Source organism: Vibrio sp. SCSIO 43137 (assembly GCF_028201475.1).
Classification (GTDB): domain Bacteria; phylum Pseudomonadota; class Gammaproteobacteria; order Enterobacterales; family Vibrionaceae; genus Vibrio.
Map to the genome: position 1 here is coordinate 670,931 of NZ_CP116383.1, position 26,081 is coordinate 697,011.

Below are 26,081 nucleotides of genomic sequence, written 5' to 3' on the forward strand. Positions count from 1 at the left end.
GCAAGTGATTGTTACAGCTAACCAGAGCAAGGAGGGCTTATGCTGATAAGAACAAAACTGATAGCCATTGGTCTCTTTCTGTTTATCACCCTTATCGGTGTGGGAATTGCCGCTAAGCTTTCCTTCTCTACGTTAACTAAGGACTTTGAGCAGGTGGTTCTTGGTGCAACAGACAGTGCCGAGAGTGCTCAGTTGGCCAGTGAAGGCGCTAACAGCGGCAGTCAACAACTGGCTGATATCAATACAGATATGCTACAGATAGTGGATGGTATTAAAACCGCCAATCAGCGTAATAAACTTATCAGTAAAAAAGTGGAAGATATCAGTGCCACATTAGGTGAACTGATGGAAACCATTGATGAGTTATCGGAAGAGGTATATGACGAAGAAGCTCTGGCGATTCTTGAGGAAGTAAGCGACGAAGTCGGCGATATTGACGAGCGCCTTAAACGGGAGGCTTTGCTCAACATTATGGCTTCTTCAGAAGCGCTGGATAAGTTTGCTGAGCGAATTGGTAGTGAAGCCAGTCAGGTTGATGCCCTGAACAGCTACCTGAAGCTTCAGGTGGATATTAGTGAGTCGAGCAGCGCCAGCAGTGAGTCGATACAGGCTCTGGCTCATCAGTCATCTCAGAATATCATCTGGCAGGAAAAGCTAATAGTTTACTCCCTGGTTGCCTTGGCATTTTCTGCCCTGATCATCACTTTTATTATTGTTAAAGTGATTGTTCTCCCTATCAATAAAACTGTTAAGCTGATGAAAAACATCGGTGAAGGGGAAGGGGACCTGACCCAGAGGCTGGAAGTATCCGGTAAGGATGAAATGGCATTAATCGCTATGGCGTTTAACCAGTTTGTCAGCAGGATACAGCATCTGATAGAGGATATTTCTGAGTCAACGGAGCAGCTTCGCCGTTTATCCGGTGAAACGCTGATGGCAATGCAGGAAGGCGATCAGGCAATGCGAAGTCAGCAGAGTGAAGTTGAACAAATCGCTACCGCGGTGAGTGAGATGAATGCCACCTCGCAGGATGTGGCTGAGAATGCCAATCTGGCAGAGGGAGCGTCACTTGAGGTGAATCAACATACTCAGTCTGGTCAGAAAGTGGTTGGTGAAGCGGTCAACTCGGTTACTCACCTGGTGGATGAAGTAGAAAATGCGGTGCAGGTTATCGGCCAGCTTAGTGATAAATCGACATCGGTAAATTCTGTGGTGGACGTGATTCAGTCCGTTTCTGAGCAGACCAACCTGCTGGCACTTAATGCCGCCATTGAAGCAGCAAGAGCCGGAGAGCACGGTCGTGGTTTTGCCGTAGTTGCAGATGAAGTACGAGCACTAGCAGCTAAGGTAGAGAGCAGCACATCTGATATCCGGGATATCATAGATGAAATGCTCTCAATGACGGATAAAGCAGTAACCGTTATGGAGTCAAGCAGAGAGGTCAGCAATGAAACTCTTGAAGGCTCAAATCAGGCGAGTGAAGCTCTCAGTGCTATCACCAATGCCATGCATACAGTGATTGATATGAATGCCCAGATCACCGGCTCCGCTAATGAGCAGAGAGGCGTGACAGAACAATTGAACCAGAGAATCTCTCAGGTACATGAGCTCTCTAATCACACCTCAATTCAGCTATCGAGAACACTGGCGACCTGCCAGTCACTGGATGAAATCAGCCAGCACCTGTCAGGAAAGCTCCAGCAGTTTAAGGTGTGATATCTGAGTATTCAGGCCAATAGTTATAGTCGCTATTGGTCGCTAACTGCCATTTTTACAGCATTATAAGCACCGTCGTAGATACCGATGGACTGGGCATCAAGAATGCTTTTGCACATCTGTTCCACTATGCTCGGGTCATCGAGCATCAGATGAAGCATCTGCACAACCTCTTCAACGGTCTCGAACTCAATAGTGCCGTCGCCCAGCTCTGAAGCCCTTAAAGCTCCATAGGCTTCATGACCACCGACGCGCTTAATCAACAGCTTGGGGACTGGATAGAATGCCAGTTCACTTGGTTTTGTCACCATAATGTCCGTTGCCCGCATTAACAGATTGGTAGTGTATACCGCACTGTAAATATCCTGATTATGGAAGGCGTAAATACCGCTGATGTCACTGTCCCGTGCCATTTCGGCAAACTCTTCCGTTCCCTGCCAATTATTATCAAAGCAGTTTGAGACTTGTTCCAGCTCCGGTATCTCTTTACACAATGACTGCCAGATCTCTTTGTAGTCACCAACATTGATCAACAGGCAGACTTTGTTCTCTTTAACCAGAGGCATCATCTGGCAAATGATCTGTTTATAGATGCCAAACTGAGCTCCGGCACCACCAACGGTCAGAAGAACTCTGATGGATTCATGACCATTTGCCCTGCTGACACGTTTACGGCAGTCTTCGGCAAGATCTGCTAGTAACTCATGATCGATAAAATGGCCGGCGCAATGAATATCTGCGGCAGGCATTGGAGCGTTTTTCTTGTTATCACTCATTCCTTTTAGCATACGGTAGCCGAAATAACTTGATGGTGTCTGCACCAGATGTGTTGCTCCTTCGGCCAGATGCAGCGCCATAGGCCAGTTATCCGGAACAATATTGATAACATTTTTCAGTCCGGCATGAACCGCAGCCTGAGCCGGCCAGGTATGAGTGGCGATAAATGGCATCTCTTTTGGCAGGTTGCCATAAACAGGTGTCATTAGCTCAGCGACCTTTTGGTCCACGGCGTTATAACTGAGTTTACGGAAGCCTTCGCTGTTGAGTTTTTCCCAATAGAGCTTATTAAACAGAGGGATTTTCTGCGATAGGCGGGAACCGAGGGAGTAGAGCTTGTTCAGGTGAGCAATGACTTTACCGCCGGTAGTTTCCTGATAAGCATTGAGATCAAACCAGTAAGGCTGGTAACCCAGATGATGAGCAACAGAGGCGATAGCCATTGAGATGCGGTAGTGGCCATATCCCATGCGGATATTACCGACAAGAATCCCTTTTGGATTCCACTGATGTGAACTGTCGTTTTCTATAGTTATGTTCTCAATTCCAAGGTGAGAATGGAGCGTCGGGTTGGCTTTAGCGGAGAGCGGATAGTTTATCAGGCTGTCGTCGCCAAACTTTTTTCTGTATCTGGCCTTGGTTTTTACTGCTTTGTTTATTGTTGAACTCTTTTGCGGATTACCAAAAACAGTACTGGAACGATCCATAGTCACTACCTTGCGTATTAATAATGTGAATTCGATTCACATTATTGTGCGAGAGAGGTTGCAGGAAAGTCAAAAGGTGAATTATATTCACATTTAAAAATGAGTGTGTATTCACAAAAGTTCGGACAGTGTGCTATGAAGACAATAGAGAAGATCGCCGGTAGTTTTGGCAGAGAGATTGCCCTGCGACATTGGCGCATCAGGCATCAACAACCGCGTCTGGTGGTGGTACTGAGCCATGGAATGGGAGAGCATATCGACAGGTATGATCCTTTTGCTCAGTTCTGCAACAGTAAAGATATTGTTGTACTGGGACTGAACCACAGAGGCCATGGGGAAGAGACTTCTCACCTTGGGCATTTTGATGATGAACAGGGCTGGATAAAGCTACTCGGTGATCTGGACAATGTGGTCGACTTTTCCCTTGAGCAATACGCCTGCCCGGTAGTGCTGCTTGGTCACAGCATGGGTTCTTTTGCTGCCCGCCATTACGCCATTCTGCACGGAAAAAAACTGTCCGGCCTGATTTTGTGTGGCTCTGATTACCGGCAACCTCCTCTGTTCAGGCTGGCGTCAGCAATTGCTTCCGCTCAAGTGACACTGTTCGGCAAGAGGCACCCTTCATGGCTGATGGAACTACTGAGCTTCGGCAGTTTTAATCTAAGGGTTTCTAAGCCGAGAACCCGGTATGACTGGTTAAACCGGGTTGATTCAGAGGTAGATAAATACATCCGGGATCCTTTCTGTGGAGGACGTAGCTCTGCTCAATTCTGGGTTGATTTTATGTCTGCACTGGCATGGTCAAGTAAACTATCTCATCTGAAACTTATTCCTCAGGAGCTGCCTGTCCTCGTTGCTTCCGGTGATGCCGACCCTGTTTCCCGAATGGGGAAAGGAGCAGAGGCGCTTACAAGTGCCCTTAGTCGCGCCGGGCTGAACAGTGTTGTTGTCAAACTCTACCCTGAAGCAAGGCATGAGCTGCTTTTAGAGCAAAACCGCACAGAGGTTTATCAGGATATTTATCGATGGCTTGAACTGTCGGGCATTGCAGAGGCTTCTGCTTCAGAAACCTATGACAAGAAAAAGAGCAACGGATAAAGGACAATAAGATGAACTCTAAATGGAAACTAATGCTCTTTTCGCTGGGAAATTTTGGCTGGTGTCTGGCTACTTTCTCTTACACCATACTGATTACCTACTTTTACTATCCGCCTGCGACAGAAGCGGGTAGTGCTATTCCGGAATTTATCAGTCGTTCTCCGGTATTTATGGGAGTCACGGTTGTCGGGTTAGTGTATGCCCTAAACAGGATACTTGATGCAGTAACGGATCCGATAATTGCCAGCCTCAGCGACCGCTCAACCAGCCGTTTTGGACGTAGGCGTTTCTTTATGATGCTGAGCTTTGTTCCGACCGGCCTGATGTCGGCTGCAATATTCTTTCCACCTTCAGATACAGCATCACCACTCAATATTCTCTGGCTGGTGGTTTGCTGCGTTATCGTGACAGTAAATGTCACCATGTATGTCGTGCCCTATATGTCCCTGATCCCAGAGCTTGGCAGAAGTGATCATCAGCGAGTGATGATTTCAACCTTCTGTTCAGTGTCGTGGGCACTGGCTTTTGCACTGGGACAGACTATCTGGGTAATCAAGGATACATTGCAGTCAATGGGCTACACAGCTGTGGAGGCTATTCAGTTATCCGTTTCTCTCTTTTCCGTTCTTGGTATTGCTGCCATGCTGATACCGATTCTGATTATTGATGAGAAGAGAGATTGTCGCGGACATATAAACCAGAATGAGAATATGCTGGCGTCCCTTAAAGGGGCGATGAAATGCCGTAACTTCAGAAACTTTACTATTAGTAACGGCTTGGCATTTATGGCCCGCTTCTTTCTGGAAGTCGGTGCAATCTACTATGTCACCATGTTAATGGGGCTAGAGGAGTCGACGGCCTCTCTGGTAATGATACTACTCTTTGCCGCCAGTTTTGCCCTGTATCCCGTGGTGGTTCGGTTGTCCCGTAGTTATTCTAAAAAATCTCTATTCCGGCTGGCGTTATTAATTCAGGGCGTGTTGTTATCCGCCTTTACTTTATGTACCTCGGTTCCTGATCCCGAGCTTTTTGGCTGGTGTTTACTGGCGATTATGCCGTTTCCGTTAGCGATTATGGGCATCATTCCTAACGTAATTGTGGCCGATCTGGCGCTGGCTGACGGAGCGCGGACGGGTCAATACCGTGAGGCGATGTTCTTTGGCGCTAATATGTTTGCCTATAAAGCGGCCACTTCATTTACTGCCCTGTTATTCCCTTCCATTATCATTATTGGTTCTTTTGCCGGTAGCGACTCACCGGAGCCCACCATAACGGGGGTTACTATCTCTGCGGCGGTAGCCGGCTGTCTGGCTTTCTGTGGGGTATTTATTATGCGTAAGTATGATGAGCAGGAAGTGAAATCCATGATTCAGAGTGAAAGCTCTGAGCTGGGGGCGACTGATAAACAACTACTAACGGAGCCATTGTGAAGGGATGATTCATTACTGCGACAATAATAAGCTGTTTCATCTTCAGACTGAATCCACAAGCTACATTCTGAAGGTGTCGGATTTTGGTCATCTGCTAAATCTTTACTTCGGCGAAAGGCTGTCTCACCGTAGCAATCTGGATGTTCTGGATCACCAGTATCAGGCTTTACTGGGTTCAACAACGGCATATTCTCAGCAGGATCCCCGTTATACATTAGAGACTCAGAAGCTTGAGGTAAGCACTAACGGTAAAGGAGATTATCGTGATGCCAGTCTGCATCTGACTTTCAGTTCTGACGGCAGTACGGTGTCCGATTTTCTTTATCACTCCCATAAAATCCTTGATGAGAAACCGCAACCAGAGGGGCTACCCGCCACACATAGCACAGAAGATGGTGATATCAGCCTGATTATCCGCCTGAAGGAGGCGGTTCACGATATTTATCTGGATCTGCATTACACCTGTTTTTCTGATTCAAATGTTATTAGCCGTCGCATTGAAGTACACAATGAAAGTGATACAGACGTGACGCTGAACAAGGCGATGAGCTTTAATCTGGATCTGGATTTACAGCAGGCGCACGAGGTTGTGCACCTTACCGGAAAATGGATAGCAGAAGGTGATGTGCAGCGCGAGCCTGTCAGTAAAGGTTTACTGGTTCTGGATAGCAAGCGCGGAGTCAGTAGTAGTCAGCATGCCCCTTATCTGGCGCTTGTTTCACAACAATGCGATGAGTTTCACGGAAGCTGTTACGGCTTTGGCCTGCTATACAGCGGCAATTTTAAAACCCAGCTAGAACGCTCCCCGTACGAGCAACTAAGAGTGAGTATGGGCATCTCCGATTTTGATTTCAACTGGCCGCTTAAACCGGGGGAGTGCTTCTCGGCACCAGAGGCGGTAATGACTTACAGTGGCTCCGGACTGAACGCAATGAGCCGTAATTTACATCATTGTGTAAACCATCATGTTGTTCAGCCGCGCTGGAAAGAGTGTCCAAGACCTGTTCAGGTAAACAACTGGGAGGCAACTTACTTTGATTTCGATAGCAGTAAGTTACAGACCCTTGCCCGTAAGGCGAAGAATCTGGGTGTTGAGCTATTTGTTCTGGATGATGGTTGGTTTGGCAAGCGGGATGATGACAGTAGCAGTCTGGGGGATTGGTTCGATCACGCAACTAAACTAACTGGTGGAGTAGAAAGGCTGGCAAATAAAATCCGTCAGCAAGGGCTGGAGTTTGGTATCTGGGTTGAGCCGGAAATGATCTCTCCTGTTAGCCAGTTGTATAAACAGCACCCTGAATGGGCGATGACAGTTCCGGGACGGGTCGCCTCTCTTGGACGTAATCAGCTGGTTCTTGATCTCTCCAATCCGGAGGTTGTCGATTACCTGTATCAACAATTGAGTGACCTGTTCCGCCGCACTAAGGCCAGTTATGTTAAATGGGATCACAACCGAAACCTGAGTGATGTCTATGCACCGGCTCGGGGCAGGGATCAGCAACACAGCCTCTATCACAGCTATGTTCTTGGTTTGTATCGCTTATTGTTTCGTCTTCAGCAGAGTTTTCCGGATATTTTGTTTGAAAACTGCTCAAGTGGTGGTAACCGGTTTGATTTGGGTATGAGTTACTTTATGCCTCAGACATGGATCAGTGATAACACTGATGCCCATGCACGGGTAGCGATTCAGAAGGGCTTTTCATATTTTATGCCGCCTTCCACCATGAGTGCTCATGTTTCCGGACGTCCTTCTCATCAGGCACTTCGTCAGATCCCTATCGAAACTCGTTTTAATGTGGCGGCTTTTGCCAATCTGGGTTATCAGTTGGATCTGACTAAACTGACCAAGTTTGAACAGCAGGTCATTGCACGGCAGGTGGCTTTCTATAAGAAGCACCGGAAGCTACTTCAGTTTGGCCGGTTTTACCGGCTTGAAACTCCGCAGGGAGAAGGTTGGTTAGTAATAAATGCTGAACAGACCGAAGCCTTAATGGGACTGTTTCAGGCACAACAGCCATGTAATGGTGAGCTTGAACGGGTTCGCCTGCCAATGCTTAATGCGGAGTGCGAGTACCTTATTCAGTCGAGGGAGCAGTTCCAGAATATCCGTCAGTTCGGCAGCCTGATTAATGAGCATATTCCTATCCGTATTAAAGACAGGGGCGTGTTGCACGGTGTGGTCGCGAATCATGTTTTACACCCCGTCACTCAGGAGGAGTACCGCTTATTCGGAGATCAACTGGCCAGTTTTGGTTTACCGCTGAAGAGCCAGTTTCTGGGTACAGAGTTAACTGAGAGTGTGAGGTTTATGGGAGATTACGGTTCACGAATGTATCTTTTGCAGCTTTGCCAAGATCAATCAAGGGAGTAGAATACGTGTTTTCAGACAGCCGGAAAAGAAGCATTACAAATATGGACTTATCTCAGGTAACAAATCGAAGAAACCCCAGCCAGGCGCGGAGCAAGGAGCGGGTATCGGCTATTCTGCAAGTGGTGAAAGAACTTATAGAGGAGAAAGGTATTAATAACCTGAAAGTGTCTGAAGTTGCCCACAGAGCAAATACTTCTCCTGGATCAATCTATCAGTACTTCAAAAATAAACAGTCCATTATTATTGCTTTAGCTGAACATTACATGGAACAAATTCATACCATTCTGGATGACAACCTTGCCCATCTTGAAAGTGTCGATTCTATGGCAGTGATGCTGGCGAGAAACTTTGATGATATTCATCAGTTGCATGTCAGGGAGTCAGCTCTTCGTCAAATCTGGTTTGAGTCTATTGATCCCAAACTGAACAAGCTGGCAATGATTGATTGCCAGGTAAATACAGACAGAATTTATAAGAAGCTAATTCAGGTAGCAGAACCGAAAGACAGAGAGAAACTGAAGAAGTTTATTCTGTTAATGAGCGTACAGTTTGGCTCCGTTATGCAGATCTGCTTTCAGGAAGGTGAGCAGAGTGTCGCTGACTACCGGGATATTTATATTCAGAATATCAGCCGTTCAATTCAGGATTACTTTTAAGTGTAGTTCTAGCCTACTTCATTGATTATCTTACCTTTAAGGCCTGTGAAAACAGGCCTTTTTCATTGCTGAATAACTTTCTTCTTTAACAGAAATCTGTAGCTAGCTCACATAATGTGAAACTGATTCATGTATTTGATAGGGTTGCTTTCTTAATGTGAACCTCATTCACTTTTTGTACATGACGATAAGTAATAATATAAATGTGATTCATGTTTACTAAAAAGGAATGCAACGTTTCGTTGTGATGAAAATAACAATCAGGACCTATGACCATGATTAGAAAAACGCCTCTTGCTCTCGCAACTACATTATTAATACATCAGAGTGCTTTTGCTTCTGTCGAACAGTTTTTTCAGGATTCTTCGGTAGATTTGAAGTGGAAAGTAAACTACTACGATATCTCCGGTGAAAGTACGGCAAATATTCCGATTAAGAAACAAGAGTTATTGGCTCTGAACTCTAATCTGGCACCTATTTCGGGATTGCTACCAGACTCTGTTGATGCTCAGGTAAAAAGAGATATGAGTATTAAAGATTCGGGAACCTCCGTCTGGGTAAACTGGCATTCGGGCTGGTTACTTGATCATTTCGCCATAGAGCTGGAGACACAGGGAGCTGGTATCTTTGATCAGACTGGTGAGAATATTGTAACGGCAACGGCCACTTTACCTGTGGTTGGTCAGCAGACGATTCCGCAACGAGCTGACAACCCTTACTACTATATGCGTGATGCCGATGAAAATTTTATCGGAAAAATCGGCAATGCGAACCTACGACTGAAAGTGGGGGAAGAAGATGCTCATGTTCAGTTGGTCGCGGGTCGCTTTACCCCGACTATTTATGATCTGCTGCACCGTCCCGATGAGATTTATTACGGTATGCATCAGGTATATCAGGGGGCTTCTGTTCAGGGGCACTACAAATGGTCATGGGGTTCGGTTAACCCATGGTTTAACTACTTCACCGGTTTCAGCAGTGAGTACAACGAGGGAACCGTTGATTTTAAGGATGACCTGAAAGACAACTTCAAAGGTGATTATCTGGACGGTAGTTACGATGAGATTTATAACATTGGTTTTCATACGGTTACCGACTATTTCACCAGTAGCGCATCACTCTCTTACGCTGAAGATTATCTGAGTAACGGTATTATCGAAATTTACTCAGGTATTCCTTATTCACTATTAGGCTGGGGAGAAGCCTCAGAAGATGCGAAACACCGTATTAAGTACATGGTGAAGTATGGATTTGAAAAGGGTAAAGGGGTTAACAGTGACCATAAAACCGATGTCTGGGAAGCAGCTATCGGTGTTGAACATGGTAACTTCGACATTCTGACCGGGATAACCCAGATTGGTGATGAAAGCTTTGCCGGCTTTGATACACAAGATAATTCCAGTGCTGGCGGCGGCACAGCTGTATGGGGGGATGTTGCCATACTTAACCCGTTTGACCGGGCCGGTCAACGCACCTATTTTGCTGTCGGAGGCTATAACCTTGATGGCTTTAATCTGCCGGGTTGGAGGGTTCAGGGTGTTATTGCCAGTGCCCACGATACAGACTTAGCTGAACTGTCCCTGAAAGATCGTCTGAAAACGCCGAAAGAGGATTACACCGAAGTCAACCTGGACATTATCTACGGCAAAAACGGTTATCAGGGAGAAGGTATGAGTTATCTGCTGAAAATTGGTAAGGACAATAACTTTGACGCCTTTGGCTTTGGCTTCTTCGTTGAGTACAACGGTGATCTGACTAAGCTGATAGATTAAAAGACGGAATCATCTGAACGGTTTGTTAGTTGGATAAGGCTGCCATTTTGGTGGCCTTACTTTTTCCGGTCAGGCTATAAAGCTGATCTTTGATAGCAAAACTAAAGCCAGCCCGATAAAAAACAGGCCGCTGATTTTGTGTAACAACTGAATATTGACTTTAGCCAGCCATTTCCTGCCAGCGTAAATTCCCAGTAATGAAGTCGCCGTCAACGCCAATGTTGAGCCAATCCAAACCGATACCGGTGAATAGGTGCTACTCATAGTGAATACCGCAAGTTGGGTTTTATCGCCTAGCTCAGCCAAAAAAATCATTATAAAAGTGGTGAGCAGAATTCCTCTCTTTTTGATCGGTTGGGAAAGATCACCAGCACTCTCTTCTTCATGGTTTGCGAATAGTGAATGCAAACTGAATACAATAAACAGTATCGCTGCTGCAAGAGTAACCCACTGTTGGGGTACCAGTTGAGATAGGTTGCTACCCAGAGTGACAGCAAACAGGTTAAGTAGACCGAATGCAGCGATAGCACCGAATGCAACAGGACGGGTTTTGTGCCTGGATGCTAATGCCATACAGACTAACTGACTTTTATCTCCCATCTCAGCCAGAAATATGGCGGCAAAAACCGGCAGGGTTGATGAAAATAGTTCAGTGAAAAGGGTCATGGCTCTGTATTAATAATTAGCAGTAAAAAATTTCAGGACGCGAAGCGTATCATTTTTTACTAATGCAGGGGTAGTAGATTGTGTAACAGGACTTGTATGCTCAAGTCGTCATCAAGATAGATGCTTTTCTGCGAAAACAGACTGGCCTGAGGTCAATGCAAAAACTTGCATCCAGTCAGGCACAGAGTGTATTTGCTCCGTGCCTCTGGTTAATTTTTGTTACGGTGTAGTTTTGTACAGTTTATTTCTCGCTATTTAGCAAGTGATCAATAAAGGTTTTGACTTTATGGGGAGAAACCGTTGTACTTGGATAGACAACATAAAGCTCTGTCGACCAGGTATATTCCTCTAACAGGCTGACCAGTTCACCACGCGCTATATACTCCTCAACCAGAAAGTCGAGAGCGCAGGAGATACCAACATCGTTGCGGGCCATCTCAATCAGCATAGATTCAGAGTCGGATCGGATGGTAGATTTCAGTTCAATAAACTCCTGAGAATTATCGGAAAAGTTAAACTGCCATTTATCTTTGGTTAAACAACTGCGGTAGTTCATACAGCGGTGCTGTTTCAGCTCAGAAGGCTGTTTGGGTTCCCCGTGAGTGGCGATATAGCCGGGAGAAGCAACTACCTGAGTGCCTAAGTCTTTTATCTTGCGGCATTTGTAGCTGCTGTCGGGGATAGCGCCGATATGAAAGGCGACATCAATATCATCCTTGAGCAGATCTTCGAGGGTGTAGCCATAGGTGACTTCTAGCTCCAGATGCGGATAATGCCGGGCAAAACGGCTTACTCTGGTCATCAAATCAATATCGTGTTCCAGTACAATAGGCAGGCGGATTTTCAGGGTACCGCTCAGGGTTTCGTTACTCTGGTCAAGAACGTCGTGACAATGCTTAATATCGTCGATAATTCTGGCGTAACTTTGGTAGAGATAGCGCCCCTGCTCAGTCAGCGAAAGGCTTCGGGTTGTGCGCTGGATAAGGGTACACTGAAGTTCATTTTCCAGCTGCCTGATCTGTTTACTGACCACAGATTTAGACAGAACAAGCTCGTCTGCAGCCTGTGAAAAAGAGTTGTACTTCACTACGGTATAGAAGGTGACCAACAGGTTCAGGTTAAGGTTCTTCATAATTCCTCCTCCAGCATAGGCACCGATTATACCGCACTGATTCAGCCAGTATGCGAGGCAGACTCCATGATTGTTCTTTTCAGGAAACACTTTGTTCTTTTGTGTGCATAATGTGCCCCTTTTTAGCCGTGCTTATTCGAAGCCAGATAAATCAAAGTAATAGACTCCTTGCTTAGAGATAAATCACATTATCGTTTTTGTGGGGAAACACTCTTTGCGATTATCTCTGTTTTTCCCTGCTCTCACCTGACGCATTCTTTCTGCAACAGAAAACCCTTGCAGAGGAAATAACCATGACACAAACACCTTTCAACTCTCCGGAAAGCGGCTCATATGATGTGGCTGATATTAGCTTAGCGCTGGAAGGGACCAAACGTATCGACTGGGCGAGAGCCCATATGCCAATTATGCGCAGCCTGACAGAAAGGCTGGAGAAGGAGAAACCTTTTGCCGGACTAACCATAGGGATCTGCCTGCACGTAGAAGCTAAGACAGGTGTCTGGATGGAGGCACTGACTAAAGGTGGTGCCAAGGTGGTTCTGACGGGATCTCCCGGCTCTACACAGGATGAAACCGCGGCGGCACTGGTGAAGGATTACGGGGTACATGTTTTCTCCCGTCGCGATGAGAGCTTTGAAGACCATATGCGCTATTGTCAGAATGTGCTGAGCTTTAATCCGGATATTATCGCCGATAATGGTGCCGATCTGCATGAACTGGTATTTACCAACCCTGAGTTTACTCATTTGCAGCAGTCGTTAATCGGGGCAACAGAGGAGACGACGACCGGAGCTAACCGTCTGAGAGAGGATTTCAACTCAGATCAGTGGAGCACGCTGATCATTAACGACACTCTATCCAAGAGAATTATCGAAAACCGCTTTGGTGTCGGCTCTTCAGTGGTCGACGGAATTATGCGTGCCACCAACGTTATGCTGCACGGCAAAAAGGTGGTGGTAATCGGTTACGGTTACTGTGGTTCCGGCACCGCCCAGCGTCTGCGTGGAATGGGGGCTCATGTTACCGTGGTTGAGAGTAATGTACTGACACGTTTAGAGGCGCATATGGAAGGTTTTTATACCTCAACTCTTGAAGAGGCTCTGCCGGATGCCGATATGGTAGTGACCATTACCGGACGAGATAATACATTGCGTAAAGAGCACTTTGAGTTGATGCGCGATAAAACCATTATCGCCAATGCCGGGCATTTCCAGCGTGAAATCAACCTGCCGGAGTTGGCTGAATTGTGTAGCGAACCTGAGAAAATCCGTCCTCACGTTACTGTCTATCCCTTTGCCGGACAAGATAAGCAGCTATTTGTTTTGTCGGATGCCAATTTGGTCAACTTGTCTGCAGGAGACGGCAACCCGATTGAGATTATGGATCTTGGTCTTGCGCTACAGACCCTGAGTCTGGAAAGAATCGCCCTTAATGCTCAGTCTCTGACTAAGCAGCCTCAGCCGGTTCCTTTCGATATTGAGATGATGGTAGCCGGGCTGGCCTGTGAGCATTGGATTAATCACTAATCCGGACATATTGATAGCATAGAGTGGCAGCCATACCCAACTCCTTTTGGGATGGCTGCCGGGGAGAGGTAAGCGTTATTTCAGGCGGAACTTGCCTACTAAGCTGCTGATCTGATTATTGATTACTGCGATACTTTCTGTTTGTGTCTGAGTTTCCTGGCCATTTACATGAAGCTGGCTAACCATCTCGTTAATTGAAGACATATTGCGGCTTACTTCCTGAGTAACGCTGCTTTGTTCTTCTGCCGCGGTGGCAATCTGAGTACTGAGGTCGTTTATTTCAGCAACATGATTGGTCAGGCCGTCAATGCGTTCTCCAACGGTCTCTGTGCTTTTGAAGGTCTGGTCGCAGGTCTCTTTGGTGATATCCATGGAATCAGTTACCGACTTACTGCCCGCCAGAAGGCTGTCCAGAGCATGTTCTATTTCACCTGTGCTGGTCTGGGTCCGGCTGGCAAGGGCTCTTACCTCATCGGCGACCACAGCAAAGCCTCGTCCCTGTTCACCGGCTCTTGCTGCTTCAATAGCGGCATTGAGTGCCAAAAGATTGGTTTGCTCGGCAATTTCACCAATGACATTAAGAATTGAGCTGATCCCTTTGGTCTCTTCACTCATCTGGTGCAGGCTGTTCGCTGTGGTCTCTACTTCACTTTGCAGTGAAGTCACTTTGGACTGGGCATCGCCTACTACCTGCAGTGATTCTCCACCCATGGTTGCCGCTTCTGAGGTGAACTGTGCCGTTTCTGCTGCATGGTGAGCGACAGTCTCTGCGGTAGAGTTCATCTCCTCAATGGCAGCGACTATCTGTTCAGTTTCAACAACATGTTGATTGAGGATCTCGGCATTGCTTTGTGTCTGTCCTGTCAGTGCTGTAACGTCCTGCTCAAGTTTTATAGTGGCAGCTTCTATTTCCAGCATAAGCTGTTGCAGGTGGCTGATAAAGCCGTTAACGCCTCCGGCAATCTGCCCCAGCTCATCCTTCGAGTTGACCTCAAGGCGTTGTGTAAGGTCGCCGTTGCCTTTAGATAACTCCTGAATGGTATCCCGCAAAGCAACAACCGGCCTGAACAAAAACTGAATAATAAAAAAAGCGGCGATAACACTTAAAAGGGTAAAACCGGCGGTCAGTAACATAGCGTTACTCTTCATCTTTTCAAGCTGGCCGAACACCACCTTTTTATCGAGAGAAATCAGGTAATACCAATTTTTTCCGCCTATAGAAAACTGCTTTGAGTAGAGCACCTTATCTTTACCGTCGATATGGTAATCAACCTTATACTCTTTGTAATTCACTGATTCTGCAAGCAGGCTGCCAAAGCCGGAATACGATCGCAGCTTAGTATCCAGTTTCATTGCCGGAGATGAGGTTGCCAAAATGGTCGAGTCCTGCGAGATAATCAGGGCCATGGAACCTTCAATATCATCAGAGGTGTTCACTAGCTCGTTAAAGAAGGTAAGCTCAAAATCGGCTGCGATCATACCGTTTTTGATTTTATGAACGATACTCATCCATTTAGGGTTATCACCATAGGGATCGGTAACGGCAACCCCGCTGTTTTGCATTGCTAGCTGATACCAGCTTTGGCTGCGGACATCACCTTTAAATACATGGTTTGGCCAGTTGTCGGACGTCTGGTTCCAATAACCTTTACCGCTATCCAGCCCGATAACAAAACTTTGCGTATTGACTGCCGCTGCATAGCGGTGGGTTAGTTGAGTAAAATCTCCGCTGATATCCTGCTTACTGTATAATCTGCCAAGATTAGCGACGGCCTGAACTTTGTCGTTTAAGTAATTTTGCAGTTCTATAGCTCGCTGGTGAAGGTACATACGGGTGGAGGAGTCAATTTCAGCCGTAAGAGAGTCTCTGCTTTGTTGATAAAAAAAGTAGCTTACCGTACCTACAGAGAGTGTTGTCAGCAGCAGTATAGACAGCAATAAAGTCTGTTTAAATCCAAGATGTTTCATAGTACTTCCCTAAAAATAGCCAAATAGCATAATTGACAAACTCAAGAAAAAGCAGATAGTTACCAGCCTGTCGGGTGAGCAACTGACAGCTGTATTCGGGTTTTTCCGTTCTTATTAGAGTAATTAATCTAAGTTGACAGAAGAGTATAGGGGAGTGTTATGTCAGGAAGTGTCGTTTCTCTGGTGAGTAATTTGTAATTTGTGAGCTGATTGGGCTGAAAAAGGTATTTGCCTTATGAATAGTGACATATCCTGTCGAGCGCATATTCTATTATGTGCGATATGGAAATGAAGAATAAACACGACAAACTGGCCAAAAGGCTGGGCATTATCCTCACTCGTCTCAATACGGGAGAGCACCTGTTTCTGGATGAGCTTGCTTTAGAGTTCAATGTTTCAATCAGAACACTTCAGCGCGATTTTAATGAAAGGTTAGGTTACCTGCCTCTGGAAAGGAATGGTTCAGCTTATTCGCTGCCTTCAAGGATACTAGGCAAACAGAACGTAAATGACCTCTTTTCCATAGCATTAAGTATGGGGCTGGGAACCCTGTTTCCGGAAACCCGTTACCTGAAACATACCGTACTATCCAGCAAAAATTCTTCTGCAATTATGTTTCAGTCACCTGTTATTGAAGATATCGGGGAACAGAGCCGTTCTTTCGAGGTATTGATTGAATGTATTGATAACAATAACTGCGTTTCTTTTTATTATAAGGCGACACAATACCGGCAGGTCGCGCCCTATAAACTTATTAACTATCAGGGAGTGTGGTACCTCGCCGCTCAATATAATGAAAGGCTGTTTTCCTTCCGGTTTACCGAAATTGTTCAATTATCTCAGCTAAAGTCCCGCTATAAGCCCTGTATTCAAACTGTTACCAGTATCACCACCAAGGAGAAAAACTGGCACTCTTTTGAACCTCACTGTTAGTCAGTGCATTACATCTCTTATTTAGTTTTGTGCCATCGCCATGGCATGATTTCATTCTTATTCTCTCAGCTCAATGGTATCATCCGCCGCTTTGCACTATTGTAAAAAGTAGGTGGGTTGATTCTGGCCATAGTTAACAGATTACGGTAAGTAATGTGTAAAATTTGTTTAGATCAATTTATCTCTAATTTAGTTATATTAATATTCCGGAACCGGTTTTTGTTATCAATAGCACAGTGGCTTGTTGCGACTGTGCTGGAAGTATATTGATTCAATACACTGGGCATATTAAAGAGTCGTTTTTACGCTAATGTAAACCGCGGAAGCTATGTTGTTAAGCAACCGTATTAGTGATTTATCAGGAAAAATTATTTCCTGTTTTACCTTGTGTCGGGGCAAATAATGAACCAATTTAAATTAAGAATATCAGCAACCTTAGGGGGGATTATCTTCGCTATCATCGCGACGTTAATTTCCATAGGATTTCTCTCCTTTCAGAGTGAAAGTATCGCCTTAAACAAAACGGTTCTGATGGAAAAGAACGCCACCGTTGAAGCTGATTTAACAGAGAAGTTTAATAGTTACCGAAGCGTATTATCAGGTATTGATGTAACACAAAAGGATATGACACCTGAGGGCCTTTCTGTTGCGGCGACAGCATAACTGCAGATGCTGTTTCGTACCCAAAAGCAGTTTATAGAAGGTGCGTATGTTTTTGATATTGAAGGTAATACCTATGATAAGGATGGAGTCAAACAAGGTTTTAACCCGAAAGATTTGGGGCGCTCATATTACAAAGCTGTGTTTAATGACGGTAAAACTTTCTATGTTATAGCACCTTTTACGTCGGTAGTGACTCAGAAAGAGATCGTTGTTCTCGCTTATAAAGTGAATGGGTCTGTTGCCGTTATCACCTCTATTTATCTTGATGCCCTGCTTGGAAACCTCTCTGACCGGAAAGATATGTTCCTGTATGCTGAAGACGGTACTATTCTGACTTCGCCTTATTCAGATCTTTTGGGTAAGAATATTTATAACGAGCGCCCTCTTTACAAGCAGTTTAGTGCAGCCTCTCCGGAACTAAGCTACACCGCAGTAGTGAATGGAGAAGATGCCGAGTTTACGGCTTTCTGGAGTCAGCTTGATGTTAATGGCTGGAAGTTCGTTACCTTTATCAGAGATTCAGTTATTGAAGAGGGTGCCAACAATCAGTTGCTGACTTCCGGCGGCATCGGGCTGCTAAGCTTATTGGTCGCTTTGGGTATTTTGTTGCTGGTGCTGGATAAATTGGTGCTTAAGCCGGTTGGTGGTACCCCGGATGAGATTGCCAAGTTGATGGAGAAAATGGCTGACGGCGACTTTACCCAGAACCTGAAACAGACAGGAAAAGAGACAGGTATTTACTTGTCGCTGGTTAAGCTCTCTTCCGAACTTTCTGAGCTGATTAAAAATACCCATGGTATCTCTGAGAGTGTTACCTCTGCTTCTCAGGAGCTTAACGGTATTATGAACACGACTAAGCAGAATGCTCAGGAAGAGTTATCGCAGATGGAACAAATTTCTACTGCCATTAATGAGCTTTCCTCTACCTCTCAGGAAGTAAGCCAGCAAGCCGTTGCCGCGGAAGAGCAGGCGAAAGGAGCAAGGGAGAATGTCGATAGCGGTAAGCTGACCCTTGAACGCAATATTGGCCTGACAGACTCAATCAGTACCTCGGTCAGTGAGAGTGCCACTATTGTTGATGAACTGCGTCAGTTTGCTTTAGAGATTGGCTCTGTTACGGAAGTGATTAACTCTATTTCAGAGCAAACTAACCTGTTGGCGCTAAACGCTGCTATTGAAGCGGCCCGAGCCGGTGAACATGGCCGCGGCTTTGCTGTGGTAGCCGATGAAGTGCGTAGTCTTGCGTCGAAAACACAAGAGTCGACAGTCAGCATTCAGGAGAGCATTGAGAAGCTGCAGAAGCAGTCCGAACGTGCCCAGAACAATATGACTCAGAATGTAGAGCTGATCGAAGAGTCGGTACAGCTTGCTGATAATGTTAAGTCGTCATTTGAAGATATTGCCCGTGCTGTTGAATCTATTTCTGAGATTAATACGCTGGTGGCAACGGCTTCTCAGGAGCAGTTCAGCGTAACTGAAGACATATCTCAGAACACCACACTAGCCTTCGATCTGGTACAGAAGAATGTAGGCGGTATTGATGAAACGTTGCAAGCCTCTGCTGAGTTGTCACAATTGGCAGAAACCCAGAAGAATGAGTTGGCTTTCTTTAAAGTATAAATAAGCTTGCCACTACTCAATTTAGCAGGAGTTGCCCCTAGGGTAGCTCCTGTTTTTTATGGGCGGTTTTTCTCTTTGCTGATAGCATGACAGCATGTAATGGAAAAAGTGACCCGTATGATTCCGCTGATTTATCACCCGATATATTCTCAACTGCCGCTTCCTGACGGGCATCGTTACCCGATCAATAAGTATCGTATGCTGTATCAGGCTATTGAACAGGAGAGGGAAAGCTGTAGCGGCTGGAACGGGAATTTCGGATATGTTCAGCCTGAGCCGCTTTCAGAGAACGAAGTAAAAACAGTACATTGTGAAGAGTACCTTCGTTTGTTGATTAAGGGGGAACTTGCGGCCGTTAAAATGCGGCGGATTGGTTTTCCGTGGAGTGAACAACTGATAAAACGGACACTGACATCCGCAGGCGGTAGTTGTGAAACCGTTCATCAGGCTGTGAAATATGGTGTGGCCATACATCTGAGTGGCGGTTATCACCATGCTCATTACGATTTTGGCAGCGGCTTTTGTCTGATCAATGATCTGGTATTAGCGGCTAAGCGGGCATTAACCCTGGAAGGCATTGAACGGGTATTGATTGTCGATAGTGATGTTCATCATGGCGATGGTACGGCAACACTGTGCAAAAATGAGCCGGATATTACCACGCTCTCTTTTTATTGTGATAAAAACTTTCCGGCCCGAAAGCCGGATTCGGATCTGGATGTACCTTTAGCAAGAGAAACCGGAGATAACGAGTTTTTGCAGACATTCCGTTCTGTTGTTGAGATAGCGGTTAACCTTTATCAGCCGGATATGATCCTTTATGACGCCGGCGTTGATATCCATAAAGAGGATGAACTTGGCTACCTGCATATCTCTACAGAAGGTATTTTTCAACGTGATGTTTTTATGTTTGAGCTGGCAAAAAACACTCAGCTTCCCATAGCCTGTGTGGTTGGTGGTGGATACCGCCAGCGGCATCAGGATCTGGTGCCCATTCATATGCAGTTAATGCGAGCTGCTTTTCAGGTTTATGGAAATTAAGCCATTGTGCACCACAGTATCAGCCACAAGTTGAGTATATGCATTTGATTTCTTTTTCTCTGTAATTTATTTTGTAAATCAATAGGTAATAGATTGGTTTGAAACTTAAATGAAGCAAGAGAAAATAGAAACTGAAAGGTTGCTACTAAGGCCTTTCTATTTAAGTGACAGCAAACGCGTTGCTGAGTTAGCAGGGGATAAGCGGGTTTCTGATATGACCGCTAATATCCCATACCCTTACGAAGAGTCGGTGGCAACAGACTGGATCAGCAGCCACGCTTCACTGTTTTCCGACAGAAAAGAAGTAGTGTACGGGATTACAAAGAAGGGCAGCGATGAGGTTATCGGTGCCGTTGGTATGGTGATGCAGCCGGATGGCTGCGGTGTTCTAGGTTACTGGCTTGGAGTAGAGTTCTGGGGAAAAGGATTTGCAACCGAGGCCGCTCACGGGCTTATCGAGTTTTGCCGTAGTCAGCTTGATATGACGGCAATCGAGGTTTGGCATCTGGTGGAAAACAATCAGTCACAGTCGGTTATAAATAAGCTAAATATCCCCTATATAGAAAATAGACAGATTAAGAAACTGGACCAGCAAAGAGAAATATGCGTTTACCGTCAGGATTTTAACCCACGCTGAGCATGATCAGCATTTTCCGAAGTTACCCTATTCAATAAATTTTTCCGGCAGAAACATAATGAACTCAAAACAAGTGGTACTTGCCTTCTGGCAAGCGATGCAATCTAACGACTTTGCCAAAGCGGCAGAGCGGTTAAGCCCTGATTTTGAAGGCTATTGGCCGCAATCGGGTGAGTTGACTTTAGGGCGTGAAAATTTTACCGCCATCAACAGTTATTATCCGGCCAATGGTCGCTGGCAGTTTGATATCCACTCTGTTGTTTGCGAAGGCGATACCGTGGTAACAGATGTCTCCATTACGGATGGCGTACAAAAAGCACGGGCTGTTACTTTTCATACTGTGACTGACGGATTAATTACCAGACAAAAAGAGTTCTGGCCCGATGAAATGGAAGCGCAGCCGTGGCGTGCTCAATGGGTTAAGGTGGTAAAAGAGCATAACTAAGTTAAAGCAGGGAGGCTTTAATGAAAAATATCTATCTGTTTGACTGGGGAGACACTCTGATGGTCGACTTTAAGGGTCAACAGGGAAAGATGTGCCATTGGAATAAGGTTCAGGCGACTGATGGGGCAAAAGACGTTCTGGCTGAGTTGTCAAAAAATCATCTTATTTATGTTGCGACTAATGCCGCAGATTCGACGGAATCTGACATTAAGAAGGCTTTTGAGAGGGTAGAACTGGCCCAATATATTGATGGCTATTTTTGTAAGACTAATCTGGGTGTTGGTAAAGGGACGCCGGAGTTTTTTAGCCGGATTATAAAATCTCTTAAAGTGTCTCCGCATATGATTACCATGGTTGGAGACTCCTATAATAATGATATTGCGCCGGCTATATCTGCAGGTATTCATGCCATCTGGATTTCCTCTCAAAATGATCATTCTCATTTAAATGACGAAGCTCAGCAGATAGATAAGCTGCGGGATATACTCGTTAAGCGAGAAGCAAGATAGAAGGGGCGATCTTCTGATTTTTATAGCTTAGGAGCATAAATGGCAAAGGTTGTATTTGTATCAGGGATTCATGGCGCCGGTAAGTCAACCTTCTGTGAAGAGTTACAACATAGGTTGCAAATAGCACATTACTCAAGTAGTAGCCTGATTAAAGCCAACTCGGGTTATGCCGAGCTGCAGAAGTTGGCCAGCAATATTGATGAAAAGCAGCTTATTCTTCTGGATGCACTGTCCAAACTAACAGATCCAGCCATTATTCTTGATGGCCATTTTTGTTTGTTGAATCATAAAGGCGAAGTGGTTGAGATTAACGATGAAATTGCTTACCGGATATCGCCTTCGGCCATTGTCCATATCACTTGCCCTGCCGATGTTATCCATCAAAGATTAATGAAGCGGGATAGTGCCACTTTTTCCGTTGAGTTATTAGATGAGATGCAACTGAAAGAGACAGAAAAAGCCGCTCAGATAGCGGCTGATCTTAACATTCCGCTGATGAACTTCTGTTCGGGAGAGTGTATGGATGCCATTATCCGAAATTTGTATCCTTTATGCGCAGATGAGCCTGAATGTGTTTAGTTGGTTCGACTAAGCGCCGATATTGTAAGCGGTTATGTAGCACATAAAAACCATGTCAAACTGAACTAACAACGAAATTTTTTCCAACTGCTGCCTTTCTAATTCTTTAATGAACAAGAGCTAATCGATTAAGGAAGCACTTTTGCCACGAACACTACTGACCTTTTGCCTCTCCGTATTTCTGACTGGATGCGTTAAAAGCGAGGAGAAAAAGGATCTTGCTTATATTCAGTCCGGGCAGGAAGAATCAGATTACCGAATTCTGTTTATTCACGGCTCTCCCGGTAGTAAAGAGGGGTATCAGGCTTATCTGGACCACCCTGATTTGGCGCAGCGTGCTGAACTGATTTCTGCCGACAGGCTTGGTTATGGAGCCAATCCCCGTATTCCCGAACCATCAATAATGCAGCAGGCAGTTGCGCTGCAGCCTTTTTTGTCAGACAACAAAAAGAATATTTTAGTCGGGCACTCTCTTGGCAGTCCGATAGCTCTGCAACTGGCTCTGTTAGATCCTGAAAAGGTAGCCGGTATGGTGCTGGTGGCGTCGGCATTTGATCCTGAACTGGAACACCCTAAATGGTATAACCTTCTGGCAGATACCATTGTGGTCAAATGGCTGCTATCAAAAGATATGAATAACTCAAATGAAGAGATGATGGTGTTATCGCAAGAGCTGACAGAATTGAGCTCTAAGGATTGGTCGCGACTAACTATGCCTATTGATATCGTTCATGGTGATGAAGATAAACTGGCTGACCCTGACAATGCCGAATATGTCTATAACAAGCTATCACAGCAGGATGCAACATTAACCATACTCAGGCAAAAAGGCCATTTTGTGTTGTGGAAAGATCACGAGATGATAGTCAGACAAATTGTTAAGTTGCTGGAGCGGGTAGGGCAGATCAAGCAAGGTTAAACTTGATTAAAAAATAAAAGCCACTGTTCCCAATAAGGGGGCAGTGGCTTTATTGCTTTCTGATTATCAGCCTGATAGCGAGGTTACTGCGTCACACCAGCGATTACAGAAGGATCACCGGTTACTACAGGCATGGTTCCGATATTTGCACTTCCGGTTACTCCGCTTGGTACAGGAACTGGTGGATCGGTTATCACAAGGCTGCCGCATTGTCCTGCTGCTGTTTGCATAGTTTGTTCAACATCCAGCGCCTTTATGACATATTGGTTTGAGTCGCCAAGCAGAACGCCATCAGCAATAGAGAATAGCGGACGGTACTGACCACCACTATTGGTTGCCGGAATACCCCAGAAATCGCCATTACCACCATAGTTTACCATGTAAGTCTGACCGTCATAGCTGCCGGCACTGCCGCTGCGGTCATTGGCATCTGAATGTTGATATACGATCTGAAGTGGTTTTTCAAAGCTGACAATATTGTTCGAGCCATCTCTGACAGTGGATAACTGATTCCATGACTGAATACCGGTTTCCCAGACATAAAATTCAGTTACCACGCCCGGATCATAAATGTCATAGCTGTTGCTGACGGTACCCGGAATCATAGGTCCGCTGCGTACACCCCAGCTGTGAGGTGTCGGGTCAATATTGCTTTGAGTAAGTGCGGCATCATAACGCACTGGCTCACCGCTGGTGACACTCACCAGAGTTAATGCGTTACCGCCTGTTGTGGCAAAAGTATAGGTAAACGGACCTGCGGTTGTTTCGAACGGACTGCCTGCACCACTGTAGTTAGTCAGATCGCCCAGTTCCAGATTACCAATCGGACAGTTGTCATAACAGGTAAGAGTAACGGAACCAGACTGTAGCAACTCACCAGAGCCGGTTTCACTGCCGTTAACAAAAGATTGCTCGTAATAGGTCAGTGCTGGCTGACCATCAAGGTATTTCACTTCCCCGCCTAACTGCTCTGAATACATATACAAAGTTTCGTTAGCCGCTAATACGATCTGCACAGGGGTTTGCGAAGTAACTGTCGAACCATTGCTGCCCCAGGCCAGCTTACCAGTTTTGTAGAAACCATCACTGCCTACAGAGTCGTCTGCTGCGGTGAGGTAGTTTACAACCCACTGATCGTAGCTGCTGTCAGCAAAGATAGCATCGTCCCAGTAAGAGAAGCTGATACCGCGGGCATTGGCTAAGTTCAGGCTTTTAACCGTGTTTTTGATTAAGCGTCCCGGAGCATTGATATAGGTATAGTTTGTCTGAACGCCATTATCGTCTTTGACAATGGTATCACCGTTGGAGAGCGCACCATCTGTTTCAGTCCATGCTCCCCAATAGCCTATATATCCGTAGCTTTCATAGCTGCCGTTAGAGTCACTGTCGTACTTGACTGGGAAGCCGCTATTGATGTCGACCTTAGCACCTGTCGTTGCGTTGTATAAACCGTAACGATGCACAAAACTATCGTAGTTAGTGCGGCTTAAGCACTGTCCGGTAAAGCTGTTTGACTTATATGGCAGGCTTGAAAAGTCGCCACTGACACTCTGAACAAGTACATGGGTGGTATTGTAAGCCAATGCGTAAGAGGTCTCTCCGGCTCCGCTACCGGTACGGCTGACACCTGTCAGTGCAATACCGCTTGAGCGATCACTCGACATAATTACACTGGCTCTCTGGGTATAAGAGTCAGAGCCGTTGGTTGACGACTCATACATGGTAAAGCCGATGGATCCCGGTACAGAGTTAACGGTTTTTACTTCACCACCGCCACGTTGATTGTTCGCGGTGAAGTTGTCGAAGAAGTCAAAATTAAACTGGAACTGACCGAAAGGATTATCTGCGCTGACACCGCCGGTTACTTCTGCTTTAAACCGGATTGCCTGTTCATCTCCACCGGAGCCGATTTCCGGCAACCAGAAGTGCGCTTGCAAAGGGGAAAAGTCATCTTCGCGGGTAACGTTGGCAATGGCCTTCATATAGCTGGGCGTGTTTGCCGCTCCTGAAGACTGGCCTTGTGAACCGTCGTCCTGCTCATCAAAACAGGCGGATTCGTCTGCTAATACAGAATAAGCCCCCTGATTTACAAACTCTGTACTGTTGAACTGATCGGTAAAGCAGAGAATGCTGTTGACTAAGTTAATCGGCTCAAGTGCGGCATTCCAGATATGAGAGTTGGTTTGTGCATTACTGTAATCTGTGCCGGGGTCGTTATAAGCGGCAAGTGATGCTGTTGGTGAAAGCAGGGCGATAGCAAAAGCAATTTTATTAATTTTCATTAGTGACTACCTCCAGTTGCTGAGGCAAAGTCAAAGTTGCCGTGGCGACTTTTGTTGCACTGCCGTCACCACCTCCGCCACCACCACATGCGACTAACCCGAAAGCCAGCAACAACACACTCAATGCACTTATTACAGTTTTAAACATAACCACTCCTTAACCACGAGCTGTTTAACCGATATCTAAAGAATAAAATCAAAACACACAGTAAGAATAGGGTTGTTTGAAGTGATTAAAAAACGGTTAATTGATATAAATATCTATAATAAGATGACCAACACTTATTTATGTAAGTTATTTGTAATTGAGCTTAATAAGAAAGTGATCTGAGTGGTGTTTGTCAGAAATAATACGTCAGGAGTAATGAGTAAAACTAAGTTGTTTTGGCCAGATTATCGCAATGCAAACGCTACTGGTTTAATAGTGTTTTAATTGTAACTTATTGATTGAGTAAGTACTCTAAATGGCTGTATGCCATGATTGAAACTGGGTGAACATCGAGTTTTTACTCATATCACATACATCAATATATCATGTGAAACTTGTAGTTAAACTTTTTAGAATGAGCCAATGAATAACGACTGAGCTTTTTGTTGAATATTTTTGTTGTGCTAATAGTGAGAATAATTAGCT

Annotated in this window: 22 protein-coding genes; 16 read left to right on the forward strand and 6 right to left on the reverse strand. The window is 45.4% G+C overall.

Annotation, left to right across the window (positions count from 1 at the left end):
- Positions 1 to 39: 39 nt before the first annotated feature.
- Positions 40 to 1,716, forward strand: coding sequence for a methyl-accepting chemotaxis protein (locus PK654_RS03285; protein WP_271697643.1), 1,677 nt, complete (start codon positions 40 to 42; stop codon positions 1,714 to 1,716).
- 32 nt (positions 1,717 to 1,748) lie between these two features.
- Here PK654_RS03285 and PK654_RS03290 read toward each other — a convergent pair whose 3' ends face one another.
- A complete protein-coding gene (locus PK654_RS03290; protein ID WP_271697644.1) occupies positions 1,749 to 3,200 on the reverse strand; it encodes a DUF6937 domain-containing protein in 1,452 nt (483 codons plus the stop codon).
- A 135-nt stretch (positions 3,201 to 3,335) separates the two neighbouring features.
- On the opposite strand from PK654_RS03290, the gene PK654_RS03295 reads away from it, so the two are divergent.
- The 5 genes from PK654_RS03295 to PK654_RS03315 all read left to right on the forward strand — a co-directional run bounded on the left by PK654_RS03295 (position 3,336) and on the right by PK654_RS03315 (position 10,527).
- Positions 3,336 to 4,298 carry an alpha/beta fold hydrolase gene (locus PK654_RS03295; RefSeq protein WP_271697646.1) on the forward strand — a complete coding sequence of 321 codons (963 nt, stop codon included), beginning with the start codon at positions 3,336 to 3,338 and terminating at the stop codon, positions 4,296 to 4,298.
- An 11-nt stretch (positions 4,299 to 4,309) separates the two neighbouring features.
- Positions 4,310 to 5,728 carry an MFS transporter gene (locus tag PK654_RS03300; protein WP_271697647.1) on the forward strand — a complete coding sequence of 473 codons (1,419 nt, stop codon included), beginning with the start codon at positions 4,310 to 4,312 and terminating at the stop codon, positions 5,726 to 5,728.
- A gap of 4 nt (positions 5,729 to 5,732) precedes the next feature.
- The gene (locus PK654_RS03305) at positions 5,733 to 8,099 is read left to right on the forward strand and encodes an alpha-galactosidase (protein WP_271697648.1); all 2,367 of its coding nucleotides are present in this window, start codon (positions 5,733 to 5,735) and stop codon (positions 8,097 to 8,099) included.
- A 41-nt stretch (positions 8,100 to 8,140) separates the two neighbouring features.
- Complete coding sequence (locus PK654_RS03310) at positions 8,141 to 8,755, forward strand: TetR/AcrR family transcriptional regulator (RefSeq protein WP_271697650.1); 615 nt, start codon at positions 8,141 to 8,143, stop codon at positions 8,753 to 8,755.
- Positions 8,756 to 9,030: 275 nt separating this feature from the next.
- On the forward strand, positions 9,031 to 10,527 hold the full coding sequence (locus PK654_RS03315; protein WP_271697651.1) for a hypothetical protein: 1,497 nt from the start codon (positions 9,031 to 9,033) through the stop codon (positions 10,525 to 10,527).
- A 69-nt stretch (positions 10,528 to 10,596) separates the two neighbouring features.
- Here the strand turns inward: PK654_RS03315 and PK654_RS03320 are convergent, their stop codons facing one another.
- Both PK654_RS03320 and PK654_RS03325 read right to left on the reverse strand, forming a co-directional pair.
- Complete coding sequence (locus PK654_RS03320; RefSeq protein WP_271697653.1) at positions 10,597 to 11,193, reverse strand: TMEM165/GDT1 family protein; 597 nt, start codon at positions 11,191 to 11,193, stop codon at positions 10,597 to 10,599.
- A 241-nt stretch (positions 11,194 to 11,434) separates the two neighbouring features.
- Positions 11,435 to 12,325 carry a LysR family transcriptional regulator gene (locus tag PK654_RS03325; protein WP_271697655.1) on the reverse strand — a complete coding sequence of 297 codons (891 nt, stop codon included), beginning with the start codon at positions 12,323 to 12,325 and terminating at the stop codon, positions 11,435 to 11,437.
- A gap of 293 nt (positions 12,326 to 12,618) precedes the next feature.
- Between PK654_RS03325 and PK654_RS03330 the strand changes: the two genes are divergently transcribed.
- Positions 12,619 to 13,851, forward strand: coding sequence for an adenosylhomocysteinase (locus PK654_RS03330; RefSeq protein WP_271697656.1), 1,233 nt, complete (start codon positions 12,619 to 12,621; stop codon positions 13,849 to 13,851).
- A 75-nt stretch (positions 13,852 to 13,926) separates the two neighbouring features.
- Here PK654_RS03330 and PK654_RS03335 read toward each other — a convergent pair whose 3' ends face one another.
- Positions 13,927 to 15,819 (reverse strand): methyl-accepting chemotaxis protein, encoded by a 1,893-nt coding sequence (locus PK654_RS03335; protein ID WP_271697657.1) that lies wholly within the window; start codon positions 15,817 to 15,819, stop codon positions 13,927 to 13,929.
- Between the two features lie 282 nt (positions 15,820 to 16,101).
- Between PK654_RS03335 and PK654_RS03340 the strand changes: the two genes are divergently transcribed.
- The 9 genes from PK654_RS03340 to PK654_RS03380 all read left to right on the forward strand — a co-directional run bounded on the left by PK654_RS03340 (position 16,102) and on the right by PK654_RS03380 (position 23,165).
- Entirely contained in the window at positions 16,102 to 16,752 is a 651-nt protein-coding gene (locus PK654_RS03340; protein WP_271697658.1) for a helix-turn-helix transcriptional regulator, read from the forward strand.
- A 402-nt stretch (positions 16,753 to 17,154) separates the two neighbouring features.
- Positions 17,155 to 17,415, forward strand: coding sequence for a hypothetical protein (locus PK654_RS03345; protein ID WP_271697659.1), 261 nt, complete (start codon positions 17,155 to 17,157; stop codon positions 17,413 to 17,415).
- Between the two features lie 6 nt (positions 17,416 to 17,421).
- Positions 17,422 to 19,035, forward strand: coding sequence for a methyl-accepting chemotaxis protein (locus PK654_RS03350; RefSeq protein ID WP_271697660.1), 1,614 nt, complete (start codon positions 17,422 to 17,424; stop codon positions 19,033 to 19,035).
- Positions 19,036 to 19,152: 117 nt separating this feature from the next.
- Positions 19,153 to 20,076, forward strand: coding sequence for a histone deacetylase family protein (locus PK654_RS03355; protein ID WP_271698771.1), 924 nt, complete (start codon positions 19,153 to 19,155; stop codon positions 20,074 to 20,076).
- A gap of 109 nt (positions 20,077 to 20,185) precedes the next feature.
- Entirely contained in the window at positions 20,186 to 20,713 is a 528-nt protein-coding gene (locus tag PK654_RS03360) for a GNAT family N-acetyltransferase (RefSeq protein ID WP_271697661.1), read from the forward strand.
- A 58-nt stretch (positions 20,714 to 20,771) separates the two neighbouring features.
- Positions 20,772 to 21,158 carry a nuclear transport factor 2 family protein gene (locus PK654_RS03365; RefSeq protein WP_271697662.1) on the forward strand — a complete coding sequence of 129 codons (387 nt, stop codon included), beginning with the start codon at positions 20,772 to 20,774 and terminating at the stop codon, positions 21,156 to 21,158.
- A gap of 20 nt (positions 21,159 to 21,178) precedes the next feature.
- The gene (locus PK654_RS03370; protein ID WP_271697663.1) at positions 21,179 to 21,667 is read left to right on the forward strand and encodes an HAD family hydrolase; all 489 of its coding nucleotides are present in this window, start codon (positions 21,179 to 21,181) and stop codon (positions 21,665 to 21,667) included.
- Between the two features lie 39 nt (positions 21,668 to 21,706).
- The gene (locus PK654_RS03375) at positions 21,707 to 22,246 is read left to right on the forward strand and encodes an ATP-binding protein (protein WP_271697664.1); all 540 of its coding nucleotides are present in this window, start codon (positions 21,707 to 21,709) and stop codon (positions 22,244 to 22,246) included.
- A 142-nt stretch (positions 22,247 to 22,388) separates the two neighbouring features.
- On the forward strand, positions 22,389 to 23,165 hold the full coding sequence (locus tag PK654_RS03380; protein ID WP_271697665.1) for an alpha/beta fold hydrolase: 777 nt from the start codon (positions 22,389 to 22,391) through the stop codon (positions 23,163 to 23,165).
- A gap of 83 nt (positions 23,166 to 23,248) precedes the next feature.
- On the opposite strand, the gene PK654_RS03385 is transcribed toward PK654_RS03380, so the two are convergent.
- Together PK654_RS03385 and PK654_RS03390 are read right to left on the reverse strand one after the other, a co-directional pair.
- Positions 23,249 to 25,447 (reverse strand): hypothetical protein, encoded by a 2,199-nt coding sequence (locus PK654_RS03385; RefSeq protein WP_271697666.1) that lies wholly within the window; start codon positions 25,445 to 25,447, stop codon positions 23,249 to 23,251.
- Complete coding sequence (locus tag PK654_RS03390) at positions 25,437 to 25,595, reverse strand: hypothetical protein (protein WP_271697667.1); 159 nt, start codon at positions 25,593 to 25,595, stop codon at positions 25,437 to 25,439. The genes PK654_RS03385 and PK654_RS03390 overlap by 11 nt, the downstream gene beginning before the upstream one ends.
- Positions 25,596 to 26,081: the final 486 nt, after the last annotated feature.